The organism is Cellulomonas sp. (assembly GCF_036279715.1).
GTDB lineage: Bacteria > Actinomycetota > Actinomycetes > Actinomycetales > Cellulomonadaceae > Cellulomonas_A.
This window is the reverse complement of record NZ_DASUIR010000046.1, coordinates 14,555-34,515: the sequence shown is the minus strand read 5'-3', so window position 1 is coordinate 34,515 and position 19,961 is coordinate 14,555. Positions and strand designations below refer to the sequence as shown.

At 71.6% G+C, this 19,961-nt stretch carries 19 protein-coding genes and 1 pseudogene; 8 read left to right on the top strand and 12 right to left on the bottom strand.

Annotated elements, in window-relative coordinates:
- The 3 genes from VFW79_RS05070 to VFW79_RS05060 form a co-directional block, all read right to left on the bottom strand.
- A partial coding sequence (locus VFW79_RS05070) for an alanine racemase (protein WP_329676228.1) occupies nt 1–1,104 on the bottom strand: 1,104 nt, incomplete at its 3' end.
- Nucleotides 1,101–2,366 carry an MFS transporter gene (locus VFW79_RS05065; protein WP_329676227.1) on the bottom strand — a complete coding sequence of 422 codons (1,266 nt, stop codon included), beginning with the start codon at nt 2,364–2,366 and terminating at the stop codon, nt 1,101–1,103. The genes VFW79_RS05065 and VFW79_RS05070, both read right to left, overlap by 4 nt.
- Nucleotides 2,363–3,064: a TetR/AcrR family transcriptional regulator gene (locus VFW79_RS05060; protein ID WP_329676226.1), complete on the bottom strand. Its 702-nt coding sequence runs from the start codon at nt 3,062–3,064 to the stop codon at nt 2,363–2,365. Before VFW79_RS05060 ends, VFW79_RS05065 begins: the two co-directional genes overlap by 4 nt.
- Nucleotides 3,065–3,216: 152 nt before the next feature.
- Between VFW79_RS05060 and VFW79_RS05055 the strand changes: the two genes are divergently transcribed.
- Nucleotides 3,217–4,551 carry a D-arabinono-1,4-lactone oxidase gene (locus VFW79_RS05055; RefSeq protein WP_329676225.1) on the top strand — a complete coding sequence of 445 codons (1,335 nt, stop codon included), beginning with the start codon at nt 3,217–3,219 and terminating at the stop codon, nt 4,549–4,551.
- A gap of 4 nt (nt 4,552–4,555) precedes the next feature.
- Here VFW79_RS05055 and VFW79_RS05050 read toward each other — a convergent pair whose 3' ends face one another.
- Complete coding sequence (locus tag VFW79_RS05050) at nt 4,556–5,563, bottom strand: LacI family DNA-binding transcriptional regulator (protein WP_329676231.1); 1,008 nt, start codon at nt 5,561–5,563, stop codon at nt 4,556–4,558.
- Between the two features lie 301 nt (nt 5,564–5,864).
- Here VFW79_RS05050 and VFW79_RS05045 point away from each other — a divergent pair, with 301 nt between their 5' ends.
- From VFW79_RS05045 to VFW79_RS05025, 5 genes are all read left to right on the top strand, one after another.
- On the top strand, nt 5,865–7,181 hold the full coding sequence (locus tag VFW79_RS05045) for a sugar ABC transporter substrate-binding protein (protein ID WP_329676224.1): 1,317 nt from the start codon (nt 5,865–5,867) through the stop codon (nt 7,179–7,181).
- 107 nt (nt 7,182–7,288) lie between these two features.
- Entirely contained in the window at nt 7,289–8,215 is a 927-nt protein-coding gene (locus tag VFW79_RS05040; RefSeq protein WP_329676223.1) for a sugar ABC transporter permease, read from the top strand.
- Nucleotides 8,216–8,231: 16 nt separating this feature from the next.
- A complete protein-coding gene (locus VFW79_RS05035; RefSeq protein WP_414647881.1) occupies nt 8,232–9,122 on the top strand; it encodes a carbohydrate ABC transporter permease in 891 nt (296 codons plus the stop codon).
- Nucleotides 9,119–11,068, top strand: coding sequence for a glycoside hydrolase family 127 protein (locus tag VFW79_RS05030; protein ID WP_329676222.1), 1,950 nt, complete (start codon nt 9,119–9,121; stop codon nt 11,066–11,068). The genes VFW79_RS05035 and VFW79_RS05030 overlap by 4 nt, the downstream gene beginning before the upstream one ends.
- Nucleotides 11,069–11,135: 67 nt before the next feature.
- Nucleotides 11,136–12,077 (top strand): NADP-dependent oxidoreductase, encoded by a 942-nt coding sequence (locus VFW79_RS05025; protein ID WP_329676221.1) that lies wholly within the window; start codon nt 11,136–11,138, stop codon nt 12,075–12,077.
- An 81-nt stretch (nt 12,078–12,158) separates the two neighbouring features.
- Here the strand turns inward: VFW79_RS05025 and VFW79_RS05020 are convergent, their stop codons facing one another.
- Complete coding sequence (locus VFW79_RS05020; RefSeq protein ID WP_329676220.1) at nt 12,159–12,380, bottom strand: hypothetical protein; 222 nt, start codon at nt 12,378–12,380, stop codon at nt 12,159–12,161.
- A gap of 95 nt (nt 12,381–12,475) precedes the next feature.
- The gene (locus VFW79_RS05015; RefSeq protein WP_329676219.1) at nt 12,476–13,423 is read right to left on the bottom strand and encodes a LysR family transcriptional regulator; all 948 of its coding nucleotides are present in this window, start codon (nt 13,421–13,423) and stop codon (nt 12,476–12,478) included.
- Between the two features lie 73 nt (nt 13,424–13,496).
- On the opposite strand from VFW79_RS05015, the gene VFW79_RS05010 reads away from it, so the two are divergent.
- A complete protein-coding gene (locus tag VFW79_RS05010) occupies nt 13,497–14,591 on the top strand; it encodes an EamA family transporter (RefSeq protein ID WP_414647880.1) in 1,095 nt (364 codons plus the stop codon).
- On the opposite strand, the pseudogene VFW79_RS05005 reads toward VFW79_RS05010, so the two are convergent.
- The 3 genes and pseudogenes from VFW79_RS05005 to VFW79_RS04995 all read right to left on the bottom strand — a co-directional run.
- Nucleotides 14,513–14,932: pseudogene (locus VFW79_RS05005) on the bottom strand (2-C-methyl-D-erythritol 2,4-cyclodiphosphate synthase); the annotation flags it as partial. The gene VFW79_RS05010 and the pseudogene VFW79_RS05005 overlap by 79 nt on opposite strands.
- Entirely contained in the window at nt 14,929–15,696 is a 768-nt protein-coding gene (gene ispD / locus VFW79_RS05000; protein ID WP_329676217.1) for a 2-C-methyl-D-erythritol 4-phosphate cytidylyltransferase, read from the bottom strand. The pseudogene VFW79_RS05005 and the gene ispD, both read right to left, overlap by 4 nt.
- Before the next feature lie 68 nt (nt 15,697–15,764).
- Nucleotides 15,765–16,247: a CarD family transcriptional regulator gene (locus VFW79_RS04995; protein WP_109131655.1), complete on the bottom strand. Its 483-nt coding sequence runs from the start codon at nt 16,245–16,247 to the stop codon at nt 15,765–15,767.
- Between the two features lie 361 nt (nt 16,248–16,608).
- On the opposite strand from VFW79_RS04995, the gene VFW79_RS04990 reads away from it, so the two are divergent.
- The gene (locus VFW79_RS04990; RefSeq protein ID WP_329676216.1) at nt 16,609–17,100 is read left to right on the top strand and encodes a hypothetical protein; all 492 of its coding nucleotides are present in this window, start codon (nt 16,609–16,611) and stop codon (nt 17,098–17,100) included.
- 65 nt (nt 17,101–17,165) lie between these two features.
- Here VFW79_RS04990 and pstB read toward each other — a convergent pair whose 3' ends face one another.
- From pstB to pstC, 3 genes are all read right to left on the bottom strand, one after another.
- Nucleotides 17,166–17,942 carry a phosphate ABC transporter ATP-binding protein PstB gene (gene pstB / locus VFW79_RS04985; RefSeq protein ID WP_329676215.1) on the bottom strand — a complete coding sequence of 259 codons (777 nt, stop codon included), beginning with the start codon at nt 17,940–17,942 and terminating at the stop codon, nt 17,166–17,168.
- An 88-nt stretch (nt 17,943–18,030) separates the two neighbouring features.
- A complete protein-coding gene (gene pstA / locus VFW79_RS04980) occupies nt 18,031–18,957 on the bottom strand; it encodes a phosphate ABC transporter permease PstA (RefSeq protein WP_329676214.1) in 927 nt (308 codons plus the stop codon).
- Nucleotides 18,954–19,922: a phosphate ABC transporter permease subunit PstC gene (gene pstC, locus VFW79_RS04975; RefSeq protein ID WP_414647878.1), complete on the bottom strand. Its 969-nt coding sequence runs from the start codon at nt 19,920–19,922 to the stop codon at nt 18,954–18,956. Before pstC ends, pstA begins: the two co-directional genes overlap by 4 nt.
- Nucleotides 19,923–19,961: the final 39 nt, after the last annotated feature.

The following is a 19,961-nucleotide window of genomic DNA, read 5'->3' as shown; positions in this document are numbered from 1 at the left end:
GTCGAACCGCTCCATGACCTCCCCGGCCTTCGCGTGCCGGAACCACACGCGGTCGCCGACGTCGAGCTTGTCGGCACCCGACCCGTGCAGGGGCGTCTGCACCTCGCCGGCGCCCTCGCGGCTGGTGAGCGCGAGCCCGCGGGGTTCGACCGGGCGCGGGAGGCGGGATCGGGTCGACGGTCCGGACGCGACGTAGCCGCCGCCGAACGCGGTCGCGTAGCCCGGGGCGGGGACGCGGACGACGTCGAGCCCGAAGTACGCGGCGGGTCGGGGCGCGAAGGCGCGGTAGCCGTCGAACAGGGTGGGCACGAAGAGACCGGAGCCGGCGGTGACCTCGGTGACGACGGGGTCGGCGGCGCTGGTCTCGATCGAGCCGGAGCCGCCCGAGTTCACGAGCTCGAGGCGCCGGCCGAGCACCTGGTGGACGGCGTCGACCACGTGCGAGCGACGGCGGGCGAGGTCGGCGACGGACGCGCGCTTGACGGCTCGGATGATGGGGCTGGAGTCGGGCAGGCCGGCGACCTGGGCCTCGTAGAACATGATGCCCCGGACGTCGATGCCGTCGCGGTCCGCGAGCGCGCGGGCCAGGTCGGCGGCCTGCTGCGGGGTGTGCACGGGTGAGCGGCGGACGCCGATGTGGGTCGAGAAGGGGCCGACGTCGAGTCGCAGCGATGCGTCGACGTCGAGGCAGACGCGCAGCGGGTGCGCTCCGGGACCGGCGGCGCGCTGGGCGATGACGGCCTGGGCGACGTCGTCGACCATGAGCGTGATGGCGCGGGCCGCGCGCTCGTCGGCCGCGAGGTCGTGCAGTGCGCCGGTGTCGACGGTGGGGTAGCCGACCAGGACGTCGGTGACGCCCTGCTCGACGAGCCACAGCGCCTCACGCAGCGAGAACGCCATCACGCCCGCGAAGCCCGGTCGCGCCAGCATGGCCTCGAGGACGTGGCGGACCCGGACCGACTTGCTCGCGACCCGGATGGGGACGCCGCCGGCGCGCCGGACGAGGTCGGTGGCGTTGGCGTCGAGCGCGTCGAGGTCGACGACCGCGAGCGGTGCGGGCAGTCCGCCCGTCGCCTCGTCGAGGCGTGCGCCGAGGGTGGTCACTCGACCGGCCCGGTGTGGGCGGCGGCGTCCGCGGGCTCGTCGAGGATCTCCGGGCCGGGACCGTGGCCCGGGCCGACCGCGAATCCGGGAGCGAGCAGAATGATGACGGCCGCGAGCACGAGCGGCACGACGAAACCGAACCGGAGCGTCGACCCGGACGCGATGGCCCCGACGAGCACGCCGCCGAGGATCGCCCCGAGGTAGTTGAAGCTGTTCAGCCGAGCGATGACGGCGTTGGCGTGCGCGGGCGAGAGCGCACCGGCCGCCGCGAAGCACAGCGGCGCGACGACGCCCAGGCCGATGCCGGTGAGGGCGAACCCGGCGATCGCGAGGACGGGCGAGTGCGCGAGCACGACGGCGAGCAGACCGACGGTGCCGAGCAGCCCGGCGCCCCGGATGACCGCCACGCGGCCCCAGCGCCGCACCGCGAAGTCCCCCGTGAGGCGCGATACGAGCGTCGTGCCGACGTAGGCGGCGTAGCCGAACGGGGCGACGTCGTGCCCCGCGTTGAGGACGTCCGCGACGTAGACGGTCCCCCAGGTCGAGGACGCCGTGTCGACGACGTAGTAGGCGACGACGGCGGCACCGAGGATCAGGATCCCGGACCACGGCAGGGCTCGGGCGGCCCGGGCCTCCTCGGCGCTCACCTCGAGCGGCGCGTCGTGGGAGCGCCAGCCCGCCCGCAGCACCAGCCCGGCGACCGCCACGGCGAGCACAGCCAGCAGCGGAAGTGCGACCTGCTGCGGGACGTCGTAGTGCTCGTAGGCCGAGACGTACAGCGCTCCGAGCACGCCCGCCGCCGACCACGCGGCGTAGAACCCGGTGACGATGCTGCGCCCGTACGCGCGTTGCAGCGAGACGGCCTGCATGTTCGTCCCGGCGTCGACCTGCCCCAGGCCGAGGCCGTAGAGGGCGAAGCCGAGGAAGAAGAAGGCGACGTTGGGCGCGAGCGCGATGACGACGACGGCGACCGCCACGGTGACCAGGCCCGAGACCAGGACGGACCGGCTGCCGCCCGCGCCGCGCGCGACGCGCTCGGCGACGATCGTCCCGACCGCGGCGAGGATGCCGACGCCGAGGATCGCGAACGTGACGGCGTCGTCACCGATGCCGAAGCGGTCCTTGAAGCCCGGCAGGCTCGAGAGCAGCCCGGCGTAGGCGAGGCCCTGGGCGCCGAACGCGGACGCGACCGCGACCCGGGCACGCCGGTCGCGGGACGACGACGGGTGACCCGGGTGCGGCGCGGTGTGCGACGAGGTCACGCGGGCAGGGTCGCACGTTCGACGACGTGCCGCACTGTCCGCGCGGACTCGCCCTCGACGTGCCCGACGTGTCCTTCGTGCTCGGCGGGCCTGGCGTCGGCGACCGGGGCAGGCGCGGCCTGCGACTCGAGGAACCGCGCGAAGCCGAGCATCCCGGCCCGGCCGGCCTCGGCGTCACCGTCGACGAGCCATCCGAGCGTGAAGCCGTCGACGACCGCAACGATGGTCCGCGCGAGCTGGCGGTACGGAACCTTCCACCGGACGCCGGCGCCCTGCTCGACGTTCTGCAGAAAGACCTCGAGCGCGCTCCAGGCACCGTCGTACTGGTCCATTGCGACCTGGCCCATCTCGGAGTGCCGCAACGACGCGGTGGTCAGCTCGTAGCTGAGCAGCTGGGCGCCACGGTTCCCGATGATCCCGGCCCAGTAGTTCACGACGGCCGCCTCGAGCAGGCTGCGGAGGTCGGGCGCGTCGGCGATGTCCCCGATGCCCGCGACGTTCTGCTCGGTGATGGCCGCGGCGACGGCTCGGAGGAGCTCGTCCTTGTCGAGGAAGCAGTAGTGGACGACTCCGAGCGACACGCCGGCCTCGGCGGCCACGGCACGCACCGTGGCGGCGTCGATGCCGTCCCGACACGCGACGCGGAGTGCCGCGTCGATCAGCTGTACGCGTCGTTCCGCGACCGGCATCCGGCTCATGGTTTCCCCCGTCTCCGCGCACGCGCCCTGATGAGGACCTGCCCCGCCGGCGCGTGCACGCCCCTGTCCGCCAATTTCATCCTGCGCCATGACAGTAGTCAAGAGATCCGAGCACTTGACTTGGACGGCCGCCCAGAACCAGGGTCTCCACCATGAGCTCGCGCAGCACGTCCGACGTCTGGCACAACTGGGCCCGGACCGAGGCCGCCACCCCGACGCGCGTCGCCCGCCCCCGCGACCTGGACGAGCTCGTCGCCGCCGTCCGCGGCGCCGACGGCCTGCACGTCCGTGCCGTCGGCGCGGGCCACTCGTTCACGGGCGCAGCCGTGACCGACGGCGTGCAGGTCCGCCTCGACGCGCTGAGCGGCATCGAGCGCGTCACGACGCAGCCCGACGGCACCGCGCACGTCACCGTCGGCGCAGGGACTCACCTGTCCGACCTCAACGTGGCGCTCGCGGAGCGCGGGCTCGCGATGCGCAACCTCGGCGACATCGACCGCCAGACCATCGCGGGCGCCATCTCCACCGGCACGCACGGCACCGGCGCGCGGCTCGGCGGGCTCGCCTCGCAGGTCGTCGGCGTGCGCGTCGTGACCGCCCAGGGCGACGTCGTCGAGGCCTCGCCCGCCGAGCGCCCCGACCTGTTCGAGGTGGCCCGCCTCGGTCTCGGCAGCGTCGGCCTCCTGGCGGCCGTGACCCTCGACGTCGTGCCGGCGTTCCGGCTGCGGGCGGTCGAGGAGCCGTGGGCGCTCGACGCTGTCCTCGAGCGCCTGACCGGCACCGACGGGCTCGTCGAGGCCAACGACCACTTCGAGTTCTACTGGTTCCCGCACACCCGCCGGGCGTTGACCAAGCGCAACAACCGCGTGCCCGACGACGACCTCGAACCCCTCAGCCCGGTCCGCGCATGGGTCGACGACGAGCTGCTCTCGAACACGCTGTTCGCCGCGACGAACCACCTCACGGCCGCCGTTCCCCGGCTGACCCCAAGAGTCAACGCGTTCGCCGCCCGCGCGCTCTCGGCCCGGACCTACACCGCGCCGTCGTACGAGGTCTTCGCCTCCCCCAGACGCGTGCGCTTCCGCGAGCTGGAGTACGCGATCCCCCGCGACGCGGTCCGACCGGCCCTCGCCGAGATCGAGCGGTGGCTGGCCTCGACGGGCGAGCACATCCCGTTCCCCGTCGAGGTGCGGTTCGCGGCGCCCGACGACGTGTGGTTGTCCACCGCCTACCAGCGCGAGAGCGCGTACGTCGCGGTGCACCAGTACATCGGTCTGCCGTACGTGCGCTACCTCCGCGCGGTCGAGCGCATCATGGCCGGCTTCGACGGTCGGCCGCACTGGGGCAAGCTGCACTGGCTGGACGCCGACCGGCTCGCCCAGCTCTACCCCCGGTTCACCGACGCGCAGCGGGTCCGCGCGACGGCCGATCCCGACGGCGTGTTCACGAACGACTACCTCAACCGGGTGCTCGGTCCGGTGCGGTGAGCCGTCACCTGCGCGCGACCGTCGAGCCTCGGATGATGAGGCGACCCGGCAGCGCCTGCTCTCCAGATCCGATGTCCATGCCCTCGAGCGCAGCGAACACCCGCTGCGCCGCGGCGCGACCGAGCTGCTGCAGGTTCGCGTCGATGCTGGTCAGCTCTGGCCGCGCGTTCGTCGTCAGCACCTCCCAGTTGTCGAAGCCCATGATGGCGATGTCGTCGGGCACGGTGCGGTGCAGGTCCCGAGCGGTGTCGAGAGCCCCGCGCGCGATCTGGTCCGAGCCGCACATGATGGCGTCGATCTCCGGGTGCTGGGCGAGCAGCATCGCCGTCGCATCCCGCCCCCACCGCTCCGACCACTCGCCGTACATGACGTCACCGACGAGCTCGAGCCCCTCTTGCGCGAGGCGTTCCCGCGCACCCTGCACACGGTCCCGCGCGGCGGCGTAGGCGTGCTCGCCGCTGATGTGGCCGATCTTCCGCCGTCCGCACGCGAGCAGGTGCTGCGCGGCCAGCCGGCCGGCACCGACGTTGTCCGGAACGAGGGACAGGTCGGCGGGGTCGTCCGACGGGGCGTACGCGTAGACCACGGGGACCCCGATGTCGCGGCCGAGCGACGGGCGCGGGTCAGTCTGGCGCCCGACGACGATGAGGCCGTCCACGCGTCGGCCGAGCAGCGCGCGCAGGTGGTAGCGCTCGCGGATGGCGTCACCGCGCGCGTCGCACAGGAACACGTTGACCTGACCGGCGCCGAACGCGTCCTCTGCGCCCATGAGGATCGGGATGACGAACCGCCCCACGAGGTCGCTCGTGAGCAGCCCGACTGTCCCGCTGCGTCCGGCGAGCAGGCTGCGCGCGAGCCGGTTGGGGCTGAATGAGAGGCGGGCCGCAGCCTCCTGGACGCGTGTGCGCGTCGAGTCCTTCACCTGGTCGCGACCGTTGAGCGCCTTGGAGGCGGTCGCGACGGACACGCCAGCGAGGCGCGCGACGTCGGTGAGCGTGACGGGGCGGTTCATGTGCCGGTCGCCGGTCACCTGCACCCCGCACCTCCTCCGTCGATCGTGATCGAACTGTAACCGCGGGAGGGTCTTGACGACACTTCCTCACCCGAACTACATTCAGAAAACCTTTTCGGCTTCGTTTCGGTACCACGATGCGCGGCGCGGTAACCGTGCGTGGCCGTCGCAGAGCCGCAGAGGCTGCACCGCATGATGCTCGACGACGTCCGAGGGCAGTGATGACCTCGACAGGGTTTTCGCAGGTTCGATCGCGGAGCCGCCCCCGGCGCCCGCTCAACGATGAGCACGAGGAGACACGATGAGGATGATCCACACCCGGTCGGCAGGCACGCGCCTGGCCGCCGGGGTCGTGACAGCAGGTCTGCTGGTCGCCCTGGGGGCGTGCAGCAGCTCGAACACCCCCAGCACCGGCACCACAGGCAGCGCCGCCGTCACGGCGGGCGCCGACGGGACGGACGACGGATCGTCCCTGACCCTCTGGACCCGCGCGCCGCTCGAGAAGCAGGCCAAGCTTCTCGTCGCGGCCTACAACGCCAGCCACAAGAACCAGGTCAAGCTGACGGTCGTCCCCAACGACGACTACGTGGCCAAGGTCGGTGCGGCTGCCGGGTCGTCCGGCCTCCCGGACCTCTTCGCCGCCGACATCGTCTACGTGCCCAACTGGGTCCAGCAGGGCCTGTTCCAGGACCTGACGACCCAGATCGACGGCCTGAGCTACAAGGACACGATCAACAAGGGTCACCTCGCGGCCGGCACGCTGGACGGCAAGGAGCACGTCCTGCCGTTCGTGCTCGACCTGTCGATGCTCTTCTGGAACAAGGACCTGTTCAAGGAGGCCGGGCTCGACCCCGACAAGGCGCCCGCGTCGCTCGCCGAGTACGCCAAGGACGCCAAGGCGATCCAGGCGCTCAACAAGCCCGACACCTACGGCACCGCGACGGGCCTCAACTGCGGCGGCTGCCTGGTCTTCACCTGGTTCCCGAGCATCTGGGCCGCCGGTGACCAGGTGATGAGCCCGGACGGCACGTCGTCGCTGCTCAACAGCACGACCGCCAAGAGCGTCTACTCGACATGGAAGGACCTCTGGGCCTCCGGTGCAGTCCTGCCGTCGTCGAAGGACGAGTCGGGACCGACCTGGACCGCCGGGTTCACCCAGGGCAAGGTCGGCCTGATGTTCTACCCGGCCACCCTGCTGTCGTCCACCACAGGCTTCGACGTCGGCGTCGCCGGCATCCCCGGACCTGACGGCGGCGCGTCGACCTTCGTCGGCGGCGACGGCATCGGCGTCTCGAAGGACTCGAAGCACACCGCGCAGGCGTGGAACTTCCTGTCCTGGATGATGTCCGAGGATGCCCAGGTCGGCGTGCTCGCCAAGGACAACGACGTCGTCTCGCGGAGCGACTTCTCCGAGAACCAGTACGCCACGAAGGACCCGCGCCTGGTCACCATCAACCAGGTCGCAGGCAAGGGCGACACCCCGGTCGCGCTGAACTTCCAGCAGGCGTTCAACGCGCCGAGCAGCCCGTGGCTCACCCTGATCCGCAACGCAGTGCTGGGTGACGGCACGAGCGTCGACAAGGACAACGCCGAGATCACCGCGGTGCTCGGGCAGTAGCCCTCCCTGGTCCGACGGTGCGTCGGTGGGTGCCACACCCACCGACGCACCGGGCCCGACGCCCGCCACCGACCCGGCACCCGCCGACCACGCCCGAGAGGTCCCCGATGTCCGCCCAGCCAGCGACAGTCCCGCATCTCCCCCACGTACGAGATCAACGGCCGGCACGGCGCCGGTTCAGCCGGTCCACCCGCGGCTGGGCGTACGCGTGGCCCACCGCGCTCTTCGTGCTCCTGCTGTTCGTCCTCCCCCTCGGGCTCGTGCTGCGCATGAGCGCGTCGAGATGGCCGCTGCTCTCGGGCGACCAGGGGATCAACTTCCCCGACAACTACCACAAGGCGGTCTCGAACCGCTTCTTCGCCGAGTCCATCACCTTCACGCTGAAGTACACGGTGCTCGCGACGGTGCTGCTCATCGCGCTCGGTCTCGGCCTCGCGATGCTGGTCCAGGAGTCATCGCGCTGGAAGGGGCTGCTCCGCGCGTCGTTCCTGGTGCCGAGCGCGCTCGGCCTCGCCTCCGCGTCGCTGCTGTTCTACGTGCTCTACTCCCCCCTCGCCGGCCCCTTCGCCCCCACGATGCGCAGGCTCGGGCTCACGTTCCTCGGGTCGCCCGACGCGGCACTCTTCTCGACCCTGTTCCTCATCGTCTGGCGGTACGCGGGCTTCTACATGCTCCTGATGCTCGTCGGCCTGCAGTCCATCCCGACCGAGCTGTACGAGGCGGCCCGGATGGACGGCGCGGGCCGGTGGGACACGTTCCGGCGGATCACGATCCCGTTGCTGCGCCCCACGCTCGCGCTCACCACGATCCTGTGCGTCACGGGCTCGCTGCTCGCGTTCGAGCAGTTCTACATCCTCACCAAGGGCGGCCCGGACAACAGCACCATCACGGTGGTGCAGCTCATCTACTCGATGGCCTTCCAGGGTCAGAACGACCTCGGCGTCGCCGGGTCGCTGTCTGTGATCGTGCTGCTCGCGCTCGTCGTCGTGAATGTCGTCCAGCTGCGGGCGTTCCGCACGTCGGACGAGAGCTGAGGGGGAACTCGTGACCATCGCAACCCGCACGCAGCTGACCCTCCCCGAAGGGGGACGGCCCGTCCGCCACGGTGCACCTCCGACGACCCTCGGTGGCGTCGCGCTGCGCACGCCGTTCTGGGTGTTCTCCGGCGGCCTCGCCGTGATCTTCCTGTTCCCGCTCGTCTGGACCGCCGTGGCATCCATCTCGCCGCTCGCCGGGACGGGCCAGGTCAAGGGGTGGGGCTTCGGCAACTACGTCACGCTGGCCCACTACCAGGCCGGCATCTGGCAGTACCTCGCGAACTCGACCTTCATGTCGCTGCTGACCGTGGTCCTCACGCTCACGGTGTCGACGCTCGGCGGCTACGCGTTCGCGCGGTTCCGGTTCCCCGGCAAGAACCTGCTGTTCATGCTCACGCTCGCGATCCTCATGGTTCCGTACGCGACGCTGCTCATCCCGCTGTACGTGCTGCTGAACAAGGTCGGCCTGCAGAACTCGCTCGTCGGCGTCTCGCTCGTGCTCACGATGTTCCAGCTGCCGTTCTCGACGTTCATGATGCGCATCTCGTTCGAGTCCGTCCCGCGCGAGCTGGACGAGGCGGCGCTCGTGGACGGGTGCTCGTCGTTCATGGCGCTGCGCCGCGTCCTGCTCCCGGCCGTGACCCCGGGACTCATCACGGTCGGGCTGTTCGCGTTCCTCGCGGCCTGGAACGACTTCTTCGCCCCGCTCATCCTCATCAACGACTCCGACCGCATGACGCTGCCCCTCGCGGTCTCCAACCTGCGCGTGCAGGTCCAAGGGGTCATCGACTACGGCGCGACGGAGGCCGGCGTCGTCGTCCTGGCGCTGCCCTGCATCTTGCTGTTCCTCCTGCTCCAGCGGCACTACGTGCGCGGCTTCATGTCCGGCGCACTCAAGGGATGATCGTGAACCTCACCAGCTCAACCCCCGCGGCGGCCACCCCGGTCGTCCCCTCCCACAGCGCGCTGCGGCCCCTCGGCCTCGACGAGGTCCGTATCACCGGCGGCGTCTGGGCGGACAGGCAGGCCGTCAACGGCCGCGCAACGCTCGCGCACATCGAGTACTGGATGGAGCGCGAGGGCTGGATAGGCAACTTCGACGCCGCCGCGGCGGGCACCGTCGCCGAGCACCGCGCGGGCCGGGAGTTCTCCGACTCCGAGGTGTACAAGCTCCTCGAGGCGATGGCCTGGGAGGTCGGGCGGTCCGGCGACGCCGAGGTCGACGCCCGGCTGACGAGTCTCGTCGCGCGGATCGCCGCGGCCCAGGAGCCCGACGGGTACCTCAACACCCAGTTCGGCCGGCCGGGTCAGCGCCCGCGCTACAGCGACCTCGAGTGGGGTCACGAGCTCTACTGCTTCGGCCACCTGTTCCAGGCCGCCGTCGCGCGGCAGCGCACCCGCCCGGATGCGACCGACGGCCTCGTCGACATCGCCCGGCGCGTCGCCGACCACGTGTGCGCGACGTTCGGCCCCAACGGCCTGCAGCGCGTGTGCGGTCACCCCGAGATCGAGCCGGCGCTCGCCGAGCTCGGTCGCGCGACGGGCGAGCAGCGGTACGTCGACCAGGCCGCCCTGTTCGTCGCCCGGCGCGGGACCGGCACCCTCGCCGACATCGAGTTCGGCCGCTCGTACTACCAGGACGACATCCCGGTGCGCGACGCCACGGTGCTGGAGGGCCACGCCGTGCGAGCCAACTACCTCGCGGCAGGCGCGGTGGACGTCGCGGTCGAGACCGACGACGGTGACCTGCTCGCTGCGCTCACCACGCAGTGGGCGAACACCGTCGCGCACCGCACGTACATCACGGGCGGTCAGGGCGCGCACCACTCGGGCGAGTCGTTCGGCGACGACTGGGAGCTGCCGCCGGACCGCGCGTACTCCGAGACGTGTGCCGGCGTGGGCTCCGTGATGTTCTCGTGGCGGCTGCTCCTCGCGCAGGGCCTGCCCCGCTACGCCGACCTCATCGAGCGCACCCTCTACAACGTCGTGGCCACGTCTCCCTCGCACGAGGGTACGGCGTTCTTCTACACGAACACGCTGCACCAGCGCCGACCGGGCACCACGCCCGCCACCGACGTCGCCGTGCCCCGCGCGACGTCGTCGCTGCGAGCGCCCTGGTTCGCCGTCTCGTGCTGCCCGCCCAACGTCGCCCGGATGTTCGCGAGCCTGGGCGCCTATGTCGCGACGGTCGACGACACCGGCCTGCAGGTCCATCAGTACGCACCGACCGAGATCCGCACGCACCTGCCCGACGGGCGCACCCTCGACGTCGACGTGGAGACGGGCTACCCGCACGACGGGCGGGTCCGGATCGTCGTCCGCACGTCGCACGAGGAGCCCTGGACCCTGAGCCTGCGCGTGCCGACGTGGGCCACGGGCGCCACCCTGACGACGCCCGACGACGACTTGCCCATGGCGGTCGCCCCCGGGACCGCCCGGGTCACCCGGCCGTTCGCGGCAGGCGACGTCGTCGAGCTCCAGCTGCCGGTCGGGCCGCGCATCGTCGTCCCCGACCCACGGATCGACGCGGTGCGCGGGTGCGTGGCCGTCGAGCGTGGGCCCGAGGTGCTGTGCCTGGAGTCCGTGGACCTCGCGGCCGCAGGCGTGCTGCGAGACGCCGACGTCGGGCACGTGCGGCTCACCTCGCGGGAATCCGTGCGGGAGGTCGACGGACGCGTGGTCGCCCGGTTCGAGGTGGACGCCCCGACCCCCGAGGACTGGCCGTACGGCGACGGGGAGGCGGACGGAGCACGGCGCACGACTGCTGTGGTCGAAGCCCCGCTGATCGCCTACCACGACTGGGCCAACCGCGGTCCCTCGACCATGCGGGTCTGGCTGCCGTCGATCTGAGCCGGGTCGCGGCCTGCCCGAACGCTGCCCGTCGGAACACGACCCGCCGACGACGCGTTACGACCGTATGAGCCGAGCAGTCGTTGCCACCGCGTACGGCGGTCCCGAGGTCCTGTCCGTGGTCGACGTCGCGGTCCCCGAACCCGGTCCGGGCGAGGTGCTCCTCGACGTGCGTGCTGCCGGTGTCAACCCGATCGACTGGAAGCTGTACAGCGGTGCGTTCGGGACCGACCCCGCGCGGCTGCCGATCCGGCTCGGGCTCGAGGTCGCCGGGGTCGTGATGGCCGTCGGGCCCGGTGTCGAGGACATCCCGGTCGGCGACCACGTCATCGCGACCGGGGTGCACGGCGGGTACGCCGAGATGGTCCTCGTGCCCGCAGCGCGCCTCGAGCCCAAGCCCGCGCGGATCTCGTGGGCCGAGGCCGCCGGCCTGCTGCTCACGGGCAGCGCGGCCTGGCACACCCTCGAAGCGACCGGCGCCGGCGCGGGCGATGTGGTCCTGGTGCACGGTGCGTCGGGCAGTGTCGGACGATTCGTCGTCCAGCTCGCCCGGCTCCGCGGTGCCCAGGTCGTCGCGACCGCGAGCGAGGCGACGCACGCCGACCTGCGCGCGCTCGGCGCCGTGCCCGTGACGTACGGGCCGGGTCTCGCCGACCGGGTCCGCGAGGCGACCGGAGCACTCGGGCCGGTGACCGTCGCGATCGACACGGTGGGCACCGAGGAGGCGCTCGACGTGTCGGTCGAGCTCGTCGCCGACCGCTCACGTATCGCGACGATCGCGGGTTTCGGCCACGCGGGCGGGCTCGGGATCCAGCTGCTCGGCAACGGGCCGGGGGCCGATCCCGGCACGTCGATCCGTGCGGCCGCGATACCGCACCTCGTCGAGCTCGCGGCCGACCGAGAGCTCCTCGTCGCCGTCGCGCACACCTACCCGCTCGAGGAGGTCGCCCAGGCGCACCGCGACAGCATCGCGGGTCACGCCCGCGGAAAGCTCGTGCTCCTGCCGTAGCGCCGTGAGCCCAGCGCGGCGCCGTCAGCCGAGCGCGGCGCTATCAGCCGAGCGCGGCGCTATCGGTCGAGCGCAGCGCCCTCAGTCGAGCGTGGCGCGGCGGGCGGCCGCGGCGACCCGGCGGACCTCGATCCCGGGGGCGAGCGGCGGAGCAGCAGCGATGACGTCCTGGCTGAGAACCGTGCCGCCGGCCTCGTCGAGAAGCTCCAGACCGCCGATCGTTGCCGACAGGACATCAGCCGGGACGCGCACCCGCAGCCGGACCCGAGGGGCCGCAGGGGTGCGCTGAGGGAGCTCCCTCACTCGCTCCACCGATCCTGTCGGGGTCTGGTACGCCGTCGTCACGGAACCGGACGGTACCGGACATCGGCGCGACTCGCGAACCCCGTGCGACGACCTCACCCGCGGGGCTGCGCGTCCGTCGCGCCGGTCCCCCGCGCCCGGCCGTCGATCTCGGCGGCGAGCGCCTGCAGCTCCTCGAGCACGCGCCGCACGACGAGCCGTTCGGCCCGGTCCATGCGCACGAGCGCATCGATGCGCCGGCCCGCACGCACGCCCGTGAGCGGCACGAGCCGGACGTCCGGCTCGCGTCCCGACGTGTACCTCGGCAGCAGCGCGATCCCATGACCAGCGGCCACCATGGCCTCCACCACGTGGAAGTCGTTGATGCGGTGCGTGATGCGCGGCGCTGAGCCCGAGCGCGTCGCGACGGCCGCGAGCACCGTCGCGACCGGGAAACCCTCCCGCACCGCGATCCACTCCTCGTCGACGAGATCCTCGGGATGGACCTCGCCGCGGCTCGCGAGACGGTGCCCGGCGGGGACGGCCACGTCGAGGGGCTCGCGCAGCAGCGGCACCACATGCACCGGCACGCCGCCGGCGGCCCAGTCGTGGCTCCGGTCGGGCCGGTGCGCGACGACGATGTCCATGCGGTCCGTGAGCGCCGCGAAGTCGTCCTGGGCGACATCCTCGTCGGCGCACTCCAGGGTGATGCCGCCGCGGGCCGCGACGCGCGTCAGGAGCCCGGGCAGGAACATCTGTGCCGCGCTCTGGAACGCGCTGACGCGCACGGTGCCCTCAGGCCGGGCCAGGTAGGCGTCGGTCGCCGCCCGGGCCCGTTCCAGGGCGACCGCGACGTCGATCGCCGCGGCCGCGAGGGCACGGCCCGCAGGGGTCAGCCGCAGCCCCCGCCCGACGCGTTCCGTCAGCGGGACCCCCACCTCGCGCTGGAGCCGGGCGAGCTGCTGGGACACGGCGGAGGGCGTCAGGTGCAGGACTGCCGCCGCGGCGGTCACACCGCCGTGGGTTCCGACGGTCCGCAGGGTCTCGAGCGAGATGGGATCCATGTAGCGACGCTACAGCGACCTGTGAGGAACATTCGATGGTGCTCAACGATCGACCGGGCGCATGCTCACTGCCATGCCGCTGCGCGACCGCTTCCTCGCCGTGCTCGTGGCGCTGTGCTGGGGGCTGAACTTCCCCGCGATCCACCTGTCGCTCGAGCAGTTCCCGCCGTTCTTCCTCGTCGCCGTGCGCTTCAGCCTCATCGCCGTCCCGACCCTGCTGCTCGTCCGGCGTCCTGCCGTGCCGTGGCGGTGGATCCTCGGCTACGGGTTCGGGTTCGGCGTCCTGCAGTTCGTGTTCCTCTACCTCGCCATGGCCACCGGCATGCCGACCGGGCTCGCGTCGTTGGTCCTGCAGTCCTCGGCGCCGTTCACCGTGCTGCTGGGAGGCGTGCTCCTGCACGAGCGGCTCCGCGCCCCTCAGGCCGCGGGCATCGGCCTGGCTGTGCTGGGACTGGTCGGGATCGCGGTCCACCGCTCCGGGCTCGGCGGGGGCGCCACGCTGCTCCCCGTCGTGCTCACGCTGTGCGGCGGACTCGGGTGGGCGTTCGGCAACCTCGCCAACCGGCAGGCCCGCGCGGCCGAGCCGTTCCGCCTGACGCTGTGGATGTCGGTCGTGCCGCCGATCCCCCTGCTGGCCCTGTCGCTCGCGGTCGAGGGGCCCGACGCGATCAGGACGTCGCTGACGACTCTCGGGACACGTCAGGGGGCGCTCGCGCTCGGCGGTCTGCTGTTCACGGTCGTCATCGCGACCGTCGTCGGCTCGGGCGTGTGGACGTCGCTCATGGCGCGGCACCCGTCGAGCGTCGTCGCGCCGTTCTCGATGCTCGTGCCCGTCGTCGGCATCGCGGCGTCGTGGCTCCTGCTGCGCGAGGCGACACCGCTCGTCGAGATCGCGCTCGGGGCGCTCGTGGTGGCGGGCGTCGTGCTGGGTGCGCGCCCCGCGGGTACGTCGTCGCGTCGCGCCCCTGGTCGATCCGCTGATCGGTGGGCAGGTCCGCCCGCCGGTCTGTCCGCGGGTCAGCCCACGGACGCGACGAGCGCCGTCGCCACGGCGGCGACGCCCTCGCCCCGACCCGTCAGTCCGAGGCCGTCCGTGGTCGTCGCCGAGACGCTCACCGGCGCACCAGCGGCCGCAGACATCACGGCTTCGGCCTCGGCGCGCCGCTGAGACAGCCGGGGCCGGTTGCCGATCACCTGCACCGCGACGTTGCCGATCTCGAACCCGGCCGCCCGGACGCGACGCGCGGCCTCAGCGAGCAGTGCCGTGCCGGCGGCACCCTTCCACTGCGGCTCAGCCGTCCCGAAGTTGGACCCGAGATCGCCCAGACCGGCCGCGGACAGCAGCGCATCGGCTGCCGCGTGCGCTGCGACGTCGGCGTCGGAGTGACCCGCGAGCGGGCGCTCGCCCGGCCAGGTGAGACCGGCGAGGTGCAGCACGGCGTCGGGCGCGGGATCCGGGTCGTAGGCGTGCACGTCGACGCCGAGACCGGTGCGTGGCAGGGCTGTCATCGCTGCGCCTCCGCGCTGTCGTCCGACTCGGCGGCCAACGTGTCGTCCGACTCGTCAGCCGAGCCGTCACGCTCGGCGAGGACGAGCTGCGCCACCGCGAGGTCGCGCGGGGTGGTGATCTTGAAGGCGTCCTCGTGGCCGTCGACGACCCACACGGGCACGCCGATCGCCTCAGCCAGGCCGGCGTCGTCGGATGCCGCGGACGTCTCGTCGACGCCGAGGTGGGCCCCGGCCGCATGGGCACGGGCGAGCACGTCGGGGGCGAAGCCCTGCGGCGTCTGGACGGCCCGCAGCTCATGGCGCGGGACCGTCTCGAGGACATCGCCCCGGGCGCCGACACGCTTGATGGTGTCGGTCACGGCGAGCCCGGGGATGACGGCCGGGTGGCCTGCGCGGACCGCCTCGACGACGCGCGCCACGAGGCCCGGCGGGACGAGCGCACGCGCGGCGTCATGGACGAGGACGACGTCCGCGCCGTCGGGCACGACGGCGAGGCCCGCAGCGACGGACGCCTGCCGGGTCGATCCACCGGCGACCACCCGCACCGGGACACCCTCGATCTCGACGCCGAGCACCTCGGCGAACTCCGTGACCTGTTCCGGGGGTGCCGTCACGACGACGAGCCCGACGAGCCCCGAGCCGACGAGCGCGCGGGCAGCACGCACCACGAGCGGCACGCCACGGAGCTCGACGAGAGCCTTCGGCAGGGCATGACCGAGCCGACGACCGCTCCCGGCAGACGTGAGGATCGCGACGACCGTCACAGCGCTGCCACGGCCGCAGGGATCTCGCCCGGCACGGGAACGGTCGTCAGGACGCGGTCAGGAGGCCGTCAGGACGCCAGGACCTCGTCGAGGATGGCCTCGGCCTTCTCCTCCTCGGTGTGCTCCGCGAGCGCGAGCTCCGAGACGAGGATCTGACGGGCCTTGGCGAGCATGCGCTTCTCGCCGGCAGAGAGCCCGCGGTCGGCGTCGCGACGCGACAGGTCGCGGACGACCTCGGCAACCTTGATGACGTCGCCCGAGGCCAGCTTCTCGAGGTTCGCCTTGTACCGGCGAGACCAGTTGGTCGGCTCTTCGGTGTACGGCGCACGCAGGACCTCGAAGACCTTGTCGAGACCCTCCTGGCCGACGACGTCACGCACTCCGACGAGATCGACGTTCTCCGCCGGGACCTCGATCGTCAGGTCGCCCTGCGCCACCTTGAGCTTCAGGTAGAGCTTCTCCTCGCCACGGATCGTTCGGGTCTTGATCTCTTCGATCAATGCTGCACCGTGGTGCGGGTAGACAACCGTCTCCCCTACAGTGAAAGTCATCTGTGGGTGTCCCCTTTCGCGGATGCCCATTCTATCACGTTCCAGCGGGCCTCCCGGGGGCCTGTCACGGACGTTTGTGCAGGTCAGAGGCAGCCGAGCGAGTTCCTCGCCGTCGGTTCGACGGCTCTCGTCCAGGTCACGGATCGTTTCTGACCGACCTCGACCGAGGCGCGCACGACGCTCGGACCAGTAAAGTGTTGCGGGCAGCTGTCCGCACCGCCGTCGGCCCCGCAACTGGCCGCCTCGACCCGCTCCGACAGCCGTGACCTGCACGTTTGTCCCACAGGTGTGCAACAGATGTGTGCGATAGATGTCTGCCGACCGATGTGTGCCGACGAGGCACAGCGAACGAGGAGAACCCGTGATCCGCGCCCGCTCGTCCTTGCTTCACCGGCTCGCTGCGGCGGGCGTCGTCGCCCTCGCCGGCCTGGCCCTCGCCGGCTGCTCCGCGACCAACGAGATCACCACAGCCAAGGCCTACTCGGCGTCCGACGGTGTCCGCGCAGTGCTCGGCGACATCACGGCGGAGAACCTCATCGTCCTGACGAGCGCCCAGGGTGCGCCCGCGGCGTTGCAGGGTGCGTTCACCAACCGGGGGACTGCCGCGATCACCGTCTCGATCACGTCCGGCACCGTCGCGATCGGCACCGTCCGGGTCGACCCCGCCACGACGGTCCTGGTGGGTGGCGACACGGGCAAGAAGATCACGTTCACCGCGGACAACGCACCCGGCGGCGTGACCCCGCTGACCCTCGCGACCGGCCCGGGCGGATCCCTGACCGTCTCGGTGCCCGTGCTCGACGGCACGCTCCCGGAGTACGCGACGCTCGTCCCCACCCCGACCGCGAGCTAGCCGGGCCGAGACGGCAGACCGTCGGCCGCAGCCGGCGAGCCGGACAGCCGACGACGACCTGCTGGTCAGCCGAAGCGGCCCGAGATGTAGTCCTCTGTGGCCTTCTCACGCGGCGACGAGAACATGACCGGGGTGTCGTCGATCTCGATGAGCCGACCCGGCTGGCCTGTCCCCGCGATGTTGAAGAACGCCGTCCGGTCCGAGACGCGCGCGGCCTGCTGCATGTTGTGGGTCACGATCACGATCGTGTAGTCGCTCTTCAGCTCGGAGATCAGGTCCTCGATCGCGAGCGTCGAGATCGGGTCGAGCGCCGAGCAGGGCTCGTCCATGAGCAGGACCTGCGGGCGCACCGCGATGGCCCGTGCGATGCACAGCCGCTGCTGCTGACCACCCGAGAGCCCGGCGCCGGGCTTGTCGAGTCGGTCCTTGACCTCGTTCCAGAGGTTGGCCCCCTGGAGCGACGTCTCGACCGCCTCGGTGAGCTCGGCCTTGTTCTTCGTGCCGTTCAGACGCAGCCCGGCGGCCACGTTGTCGAAGATCGACATCGTCGGGAACGGGTTGGGGCGCTGGAACACCATGCCGATGGTCCGGCGCACCGCGACCGGGTCCACGTTCTTGTCGTACAGGTCGGCACCGTCGAGCAGCACCTGACCCTCGACGCGGCCGATGGGTAGCACCTCGTGCATGCGGTTGAGCGTCCGCAGGAACGTCGACTTGCCGCAGCCCGACGGTCCGATGAAGGCGGTCACGGACCGGGCGTCGATCCCCAGGGTCACACCCTCGACCGCACGGAAGTCCCCGTAGTAGACGTTGAGGTCCTTGACGTCGATGCGCTTGGCCACAGCGGTCAGCGCTCCTTTCGAGACGGTACGGGGGTCGGGTCCAGTGTGCGCGCGCCGCTCGGGCGGGCGCCTGCTCGGGTGCGCACGGCTACACCTTCCCGAACCGGGCGATGAGTCGGCCGGCGAGGTTGAGGAGCATCACGACGAGGATGAGCGTCAGCGCGGCGCCCCACGTGCGCTGGACCGCGGCGTCGAGGAACTCGGTGCGGTCCTGGTTGATCATCGTCGGGAGCGAGGCCATGTTGCCGTGGAAGAGGTCGAGGTTGATCGACTTCGTGTACGGCCCGAGGATCAGCAGCGGGGCGGTCTCGCCCATGACGCGCGCCAGCCCGAGCAGGACACCGGTGAGGATGCCGGAGAAGGCGGTCGGCAGGACGATCCGCATGATCGTCTTCCACTTCGGCACCCCGAGCGCGTAGGACGCCTCGCGGAGCTCGTTCGGGACGAGCTTGAGCATCTCCTCGGTCGACCGCACGATCGTCGGGACCATGAGCAGGACCAGGGCGAGGCTCACGGCGAAGCCGACTCGCGACAGCCCGAAGGTCGAGATCCACAGCGCGTAGATCGTCAGTGCGGCGACGATCGACGGGATGCCGGTGAGCACGTCGACCATGAAGCTCACCGCGCGTGCCGCGACGCCGCGCCCGTACTCGACGAGGTAGATCGCGGTGAGGATGCCGATCGGCACGGAGATGACGGCCGTGACCCCGGCCTGCAGGAGCGTCCCGATGATGGCGTGGTAAGCCCCGCCGCCGAAGTCGCGGACGGTGACGCCGCGCTGCGAGTTCATCCACCACTGCGAGGTCAGCAGCATCTGGTAGCCGTGGGAGATGACGGTCCACAGGATCCAGACGAGCGGCACGAGCGCGAGGACGAACGCCGTGTGCATCGCGATGGTCGCGGCGCGGTCCTTGGCGCGCCGCGAGGCGCTCGCAGGGCTGCTCAGGTCACCCAACGCGGGCGTCCCCGGCCCGGCGGGGACGGCACTCTGGCTCAACGAGGTCACGGCGCTCATTCGGAGAAGGCCTTCCGTCGCTCGATGATGATGCGGGCGACGGCGTTGACCGCGAACGTCAGGAGGAAGAGGACGAGGCCGGCCGCGATGTAGGCGCCGGTCTTGGACGGGGCATCGAACTCGGACGCCGCGTTCGCGATCTTCGACGCGAACGTCTCACCCCCGAAGAAGAGCGACCAGCTGAACGCGCCCGACGTCGTCGACAGGATGATCGTGACCGCGATGGTCTCGCCGAGCGCGCGTCCGAGGCCGAGCATCGACGCGGAGATGACACCGGGCCGCCCGAACGGGAGGACCGCGATGCGGATCATCTCCCAGCGGGTCGCGCCGAGCGCGAGCGCGGCCTCCTTGTGCTCGTTCGGCGTCTGCCGGAACACCTCACGCGACAGCGCGGTGATGATCGGCAGGATCATGATGGCCAGGACGATCGACGCGAGGAAGATCGTGCCCGCCTGCACGGAGGTCGGGGCGAACAGCGGGAACCATCCGAAGACCCGCTTGAGGAAGTCCTGCAGCGGCTGGACGTACTGCATGAGGACCCGTGCCCCCCACAGTCCGAAGACGATCGAGGGGACGGCGGCCAGCAGGTCGACGAGATAGGCGAACGGCTTGGCCACGCGGGCCGGCGCGTAGTGCGTGAGGTAGAGCGCGACGCCGATCGCGACCGGCACCGCCAGGGCCATCGCGAGGATCGACGAGATGACGGTGACCCAGAGGAGCTGGGCGATGCCGAACCGCAGGTTCGTGGGGTCGGCGACGTCCCACTCGCGTGAGCCGAGAAAGCTGGCCGTGTCGGCCGCGAGCGACGGGGCCGCCTTCGTGACGAGGAACGCACCGACGATCACGACGAGCGTGACCACGATGCCGCTCGCGGAGACCGCGAGCCCACGGAAGAGCCGGTCCGGCCCACGGCGCCGGCCACCGGTGAGGGTGGCGTCGGGCTGCGGGCTGGTCGTGGTCACCATCGCCATCCTTCAGGTGGGGTACTGGGTGCCGTCTGACGC

What these genes read in the sequence shown, in the direction of transcription:
- VFW79_RS05060 (WP_329676226.1), bottom strand. Translation starts at nt 3,064, where the DNA reads ATGAGCCGGATGCCGGTCGCGGAACGACGCGTACAGCTGATCGACGCG.
- VFW79_RS05055 (WP_329676225.1), top strand. Translation starts at nt 3,217, where the DNA reads ATGAGCTCGCGCAGCACGTCCGACGTCTGGCACAACTGGGCCCGGACC.
- VFW79_RS05050 (WP_329676231.1), bottom strand. Translation starts at nt 5,563, where the DNA reads ATGAACCGCCCCGTCACGCTCACCGACGTCGCGCGCCTCGCTGGCGTG.
- VFW79_RS05045 (WP_329676224.1), top strand. Translation starts at nt 5,865, where the DNA reads ATGAGGATGATCCACACCCGGTCGGCAGGCACGCGCCTGGCCGCCGGG.
- VFW79_RS05040 (WP_329676223.1), top strand. Translation starts at nt 7,289, where the DNA reads ATGTCCGCCCAGCCAGCGACAGTCCCGCATCTCCCCCACGTACGAGAT.
- VFW79_RS05030 (WP_329676222.1), top strand. Translation starts at nt 9,119, where the DNA reads ATGATCGTGAACCTCACCAGCTCAACCCCCGCGGCGGCCACCCCGGTC.
- VFW79_RS05025 (WP_329676221.1), top strand. Translation starts at nt 11,136, where the DNA reads ATGAGCCGAGCAGTCGTTGCCACCGCGTACGGCGGTCCCGAGGTCCTG.
- VFW79_RS05015 (WP_329676219.1), bottom strand. Translation starts at nt 13,423, where the DNA reads ATGGATCCCATCTCGCTCGAGACCCTGCGGACCGTCGGAACCCACGGC.
- VFW79_RS05010 (WP_414647880.1), top strand. Translation starts at nt 13,497, where the DNA reads ATGCCGCTGCGCGACCGCTTCCTCGCCGTGCTCGTGGCGCTGTGCTGG.
- VFW79_RS04995 (WP_109131655.1), bottom strand. Translation starts at nt 16,247, where the DNA reads ATGACTTTCACTGTAGGGGAGACGGTTGTCTACCCGCACCACGGTGCA.
- pstA (WP_329676214.1), bottom strand. Translation starts at nt 18,957, where the DNA reads ATGAGCGCCGTGACCTCGTTGAGCCAGAGTGCCGTCCCCGCCGGGCCG.
- pstC (WP_414647878.1), bottom strand. Translation starts at nt 19,922, where the DNA reads ATGGTGACCACGACCAGCCCGCAGCCCGACGCCACCCTCACCGGTGGC.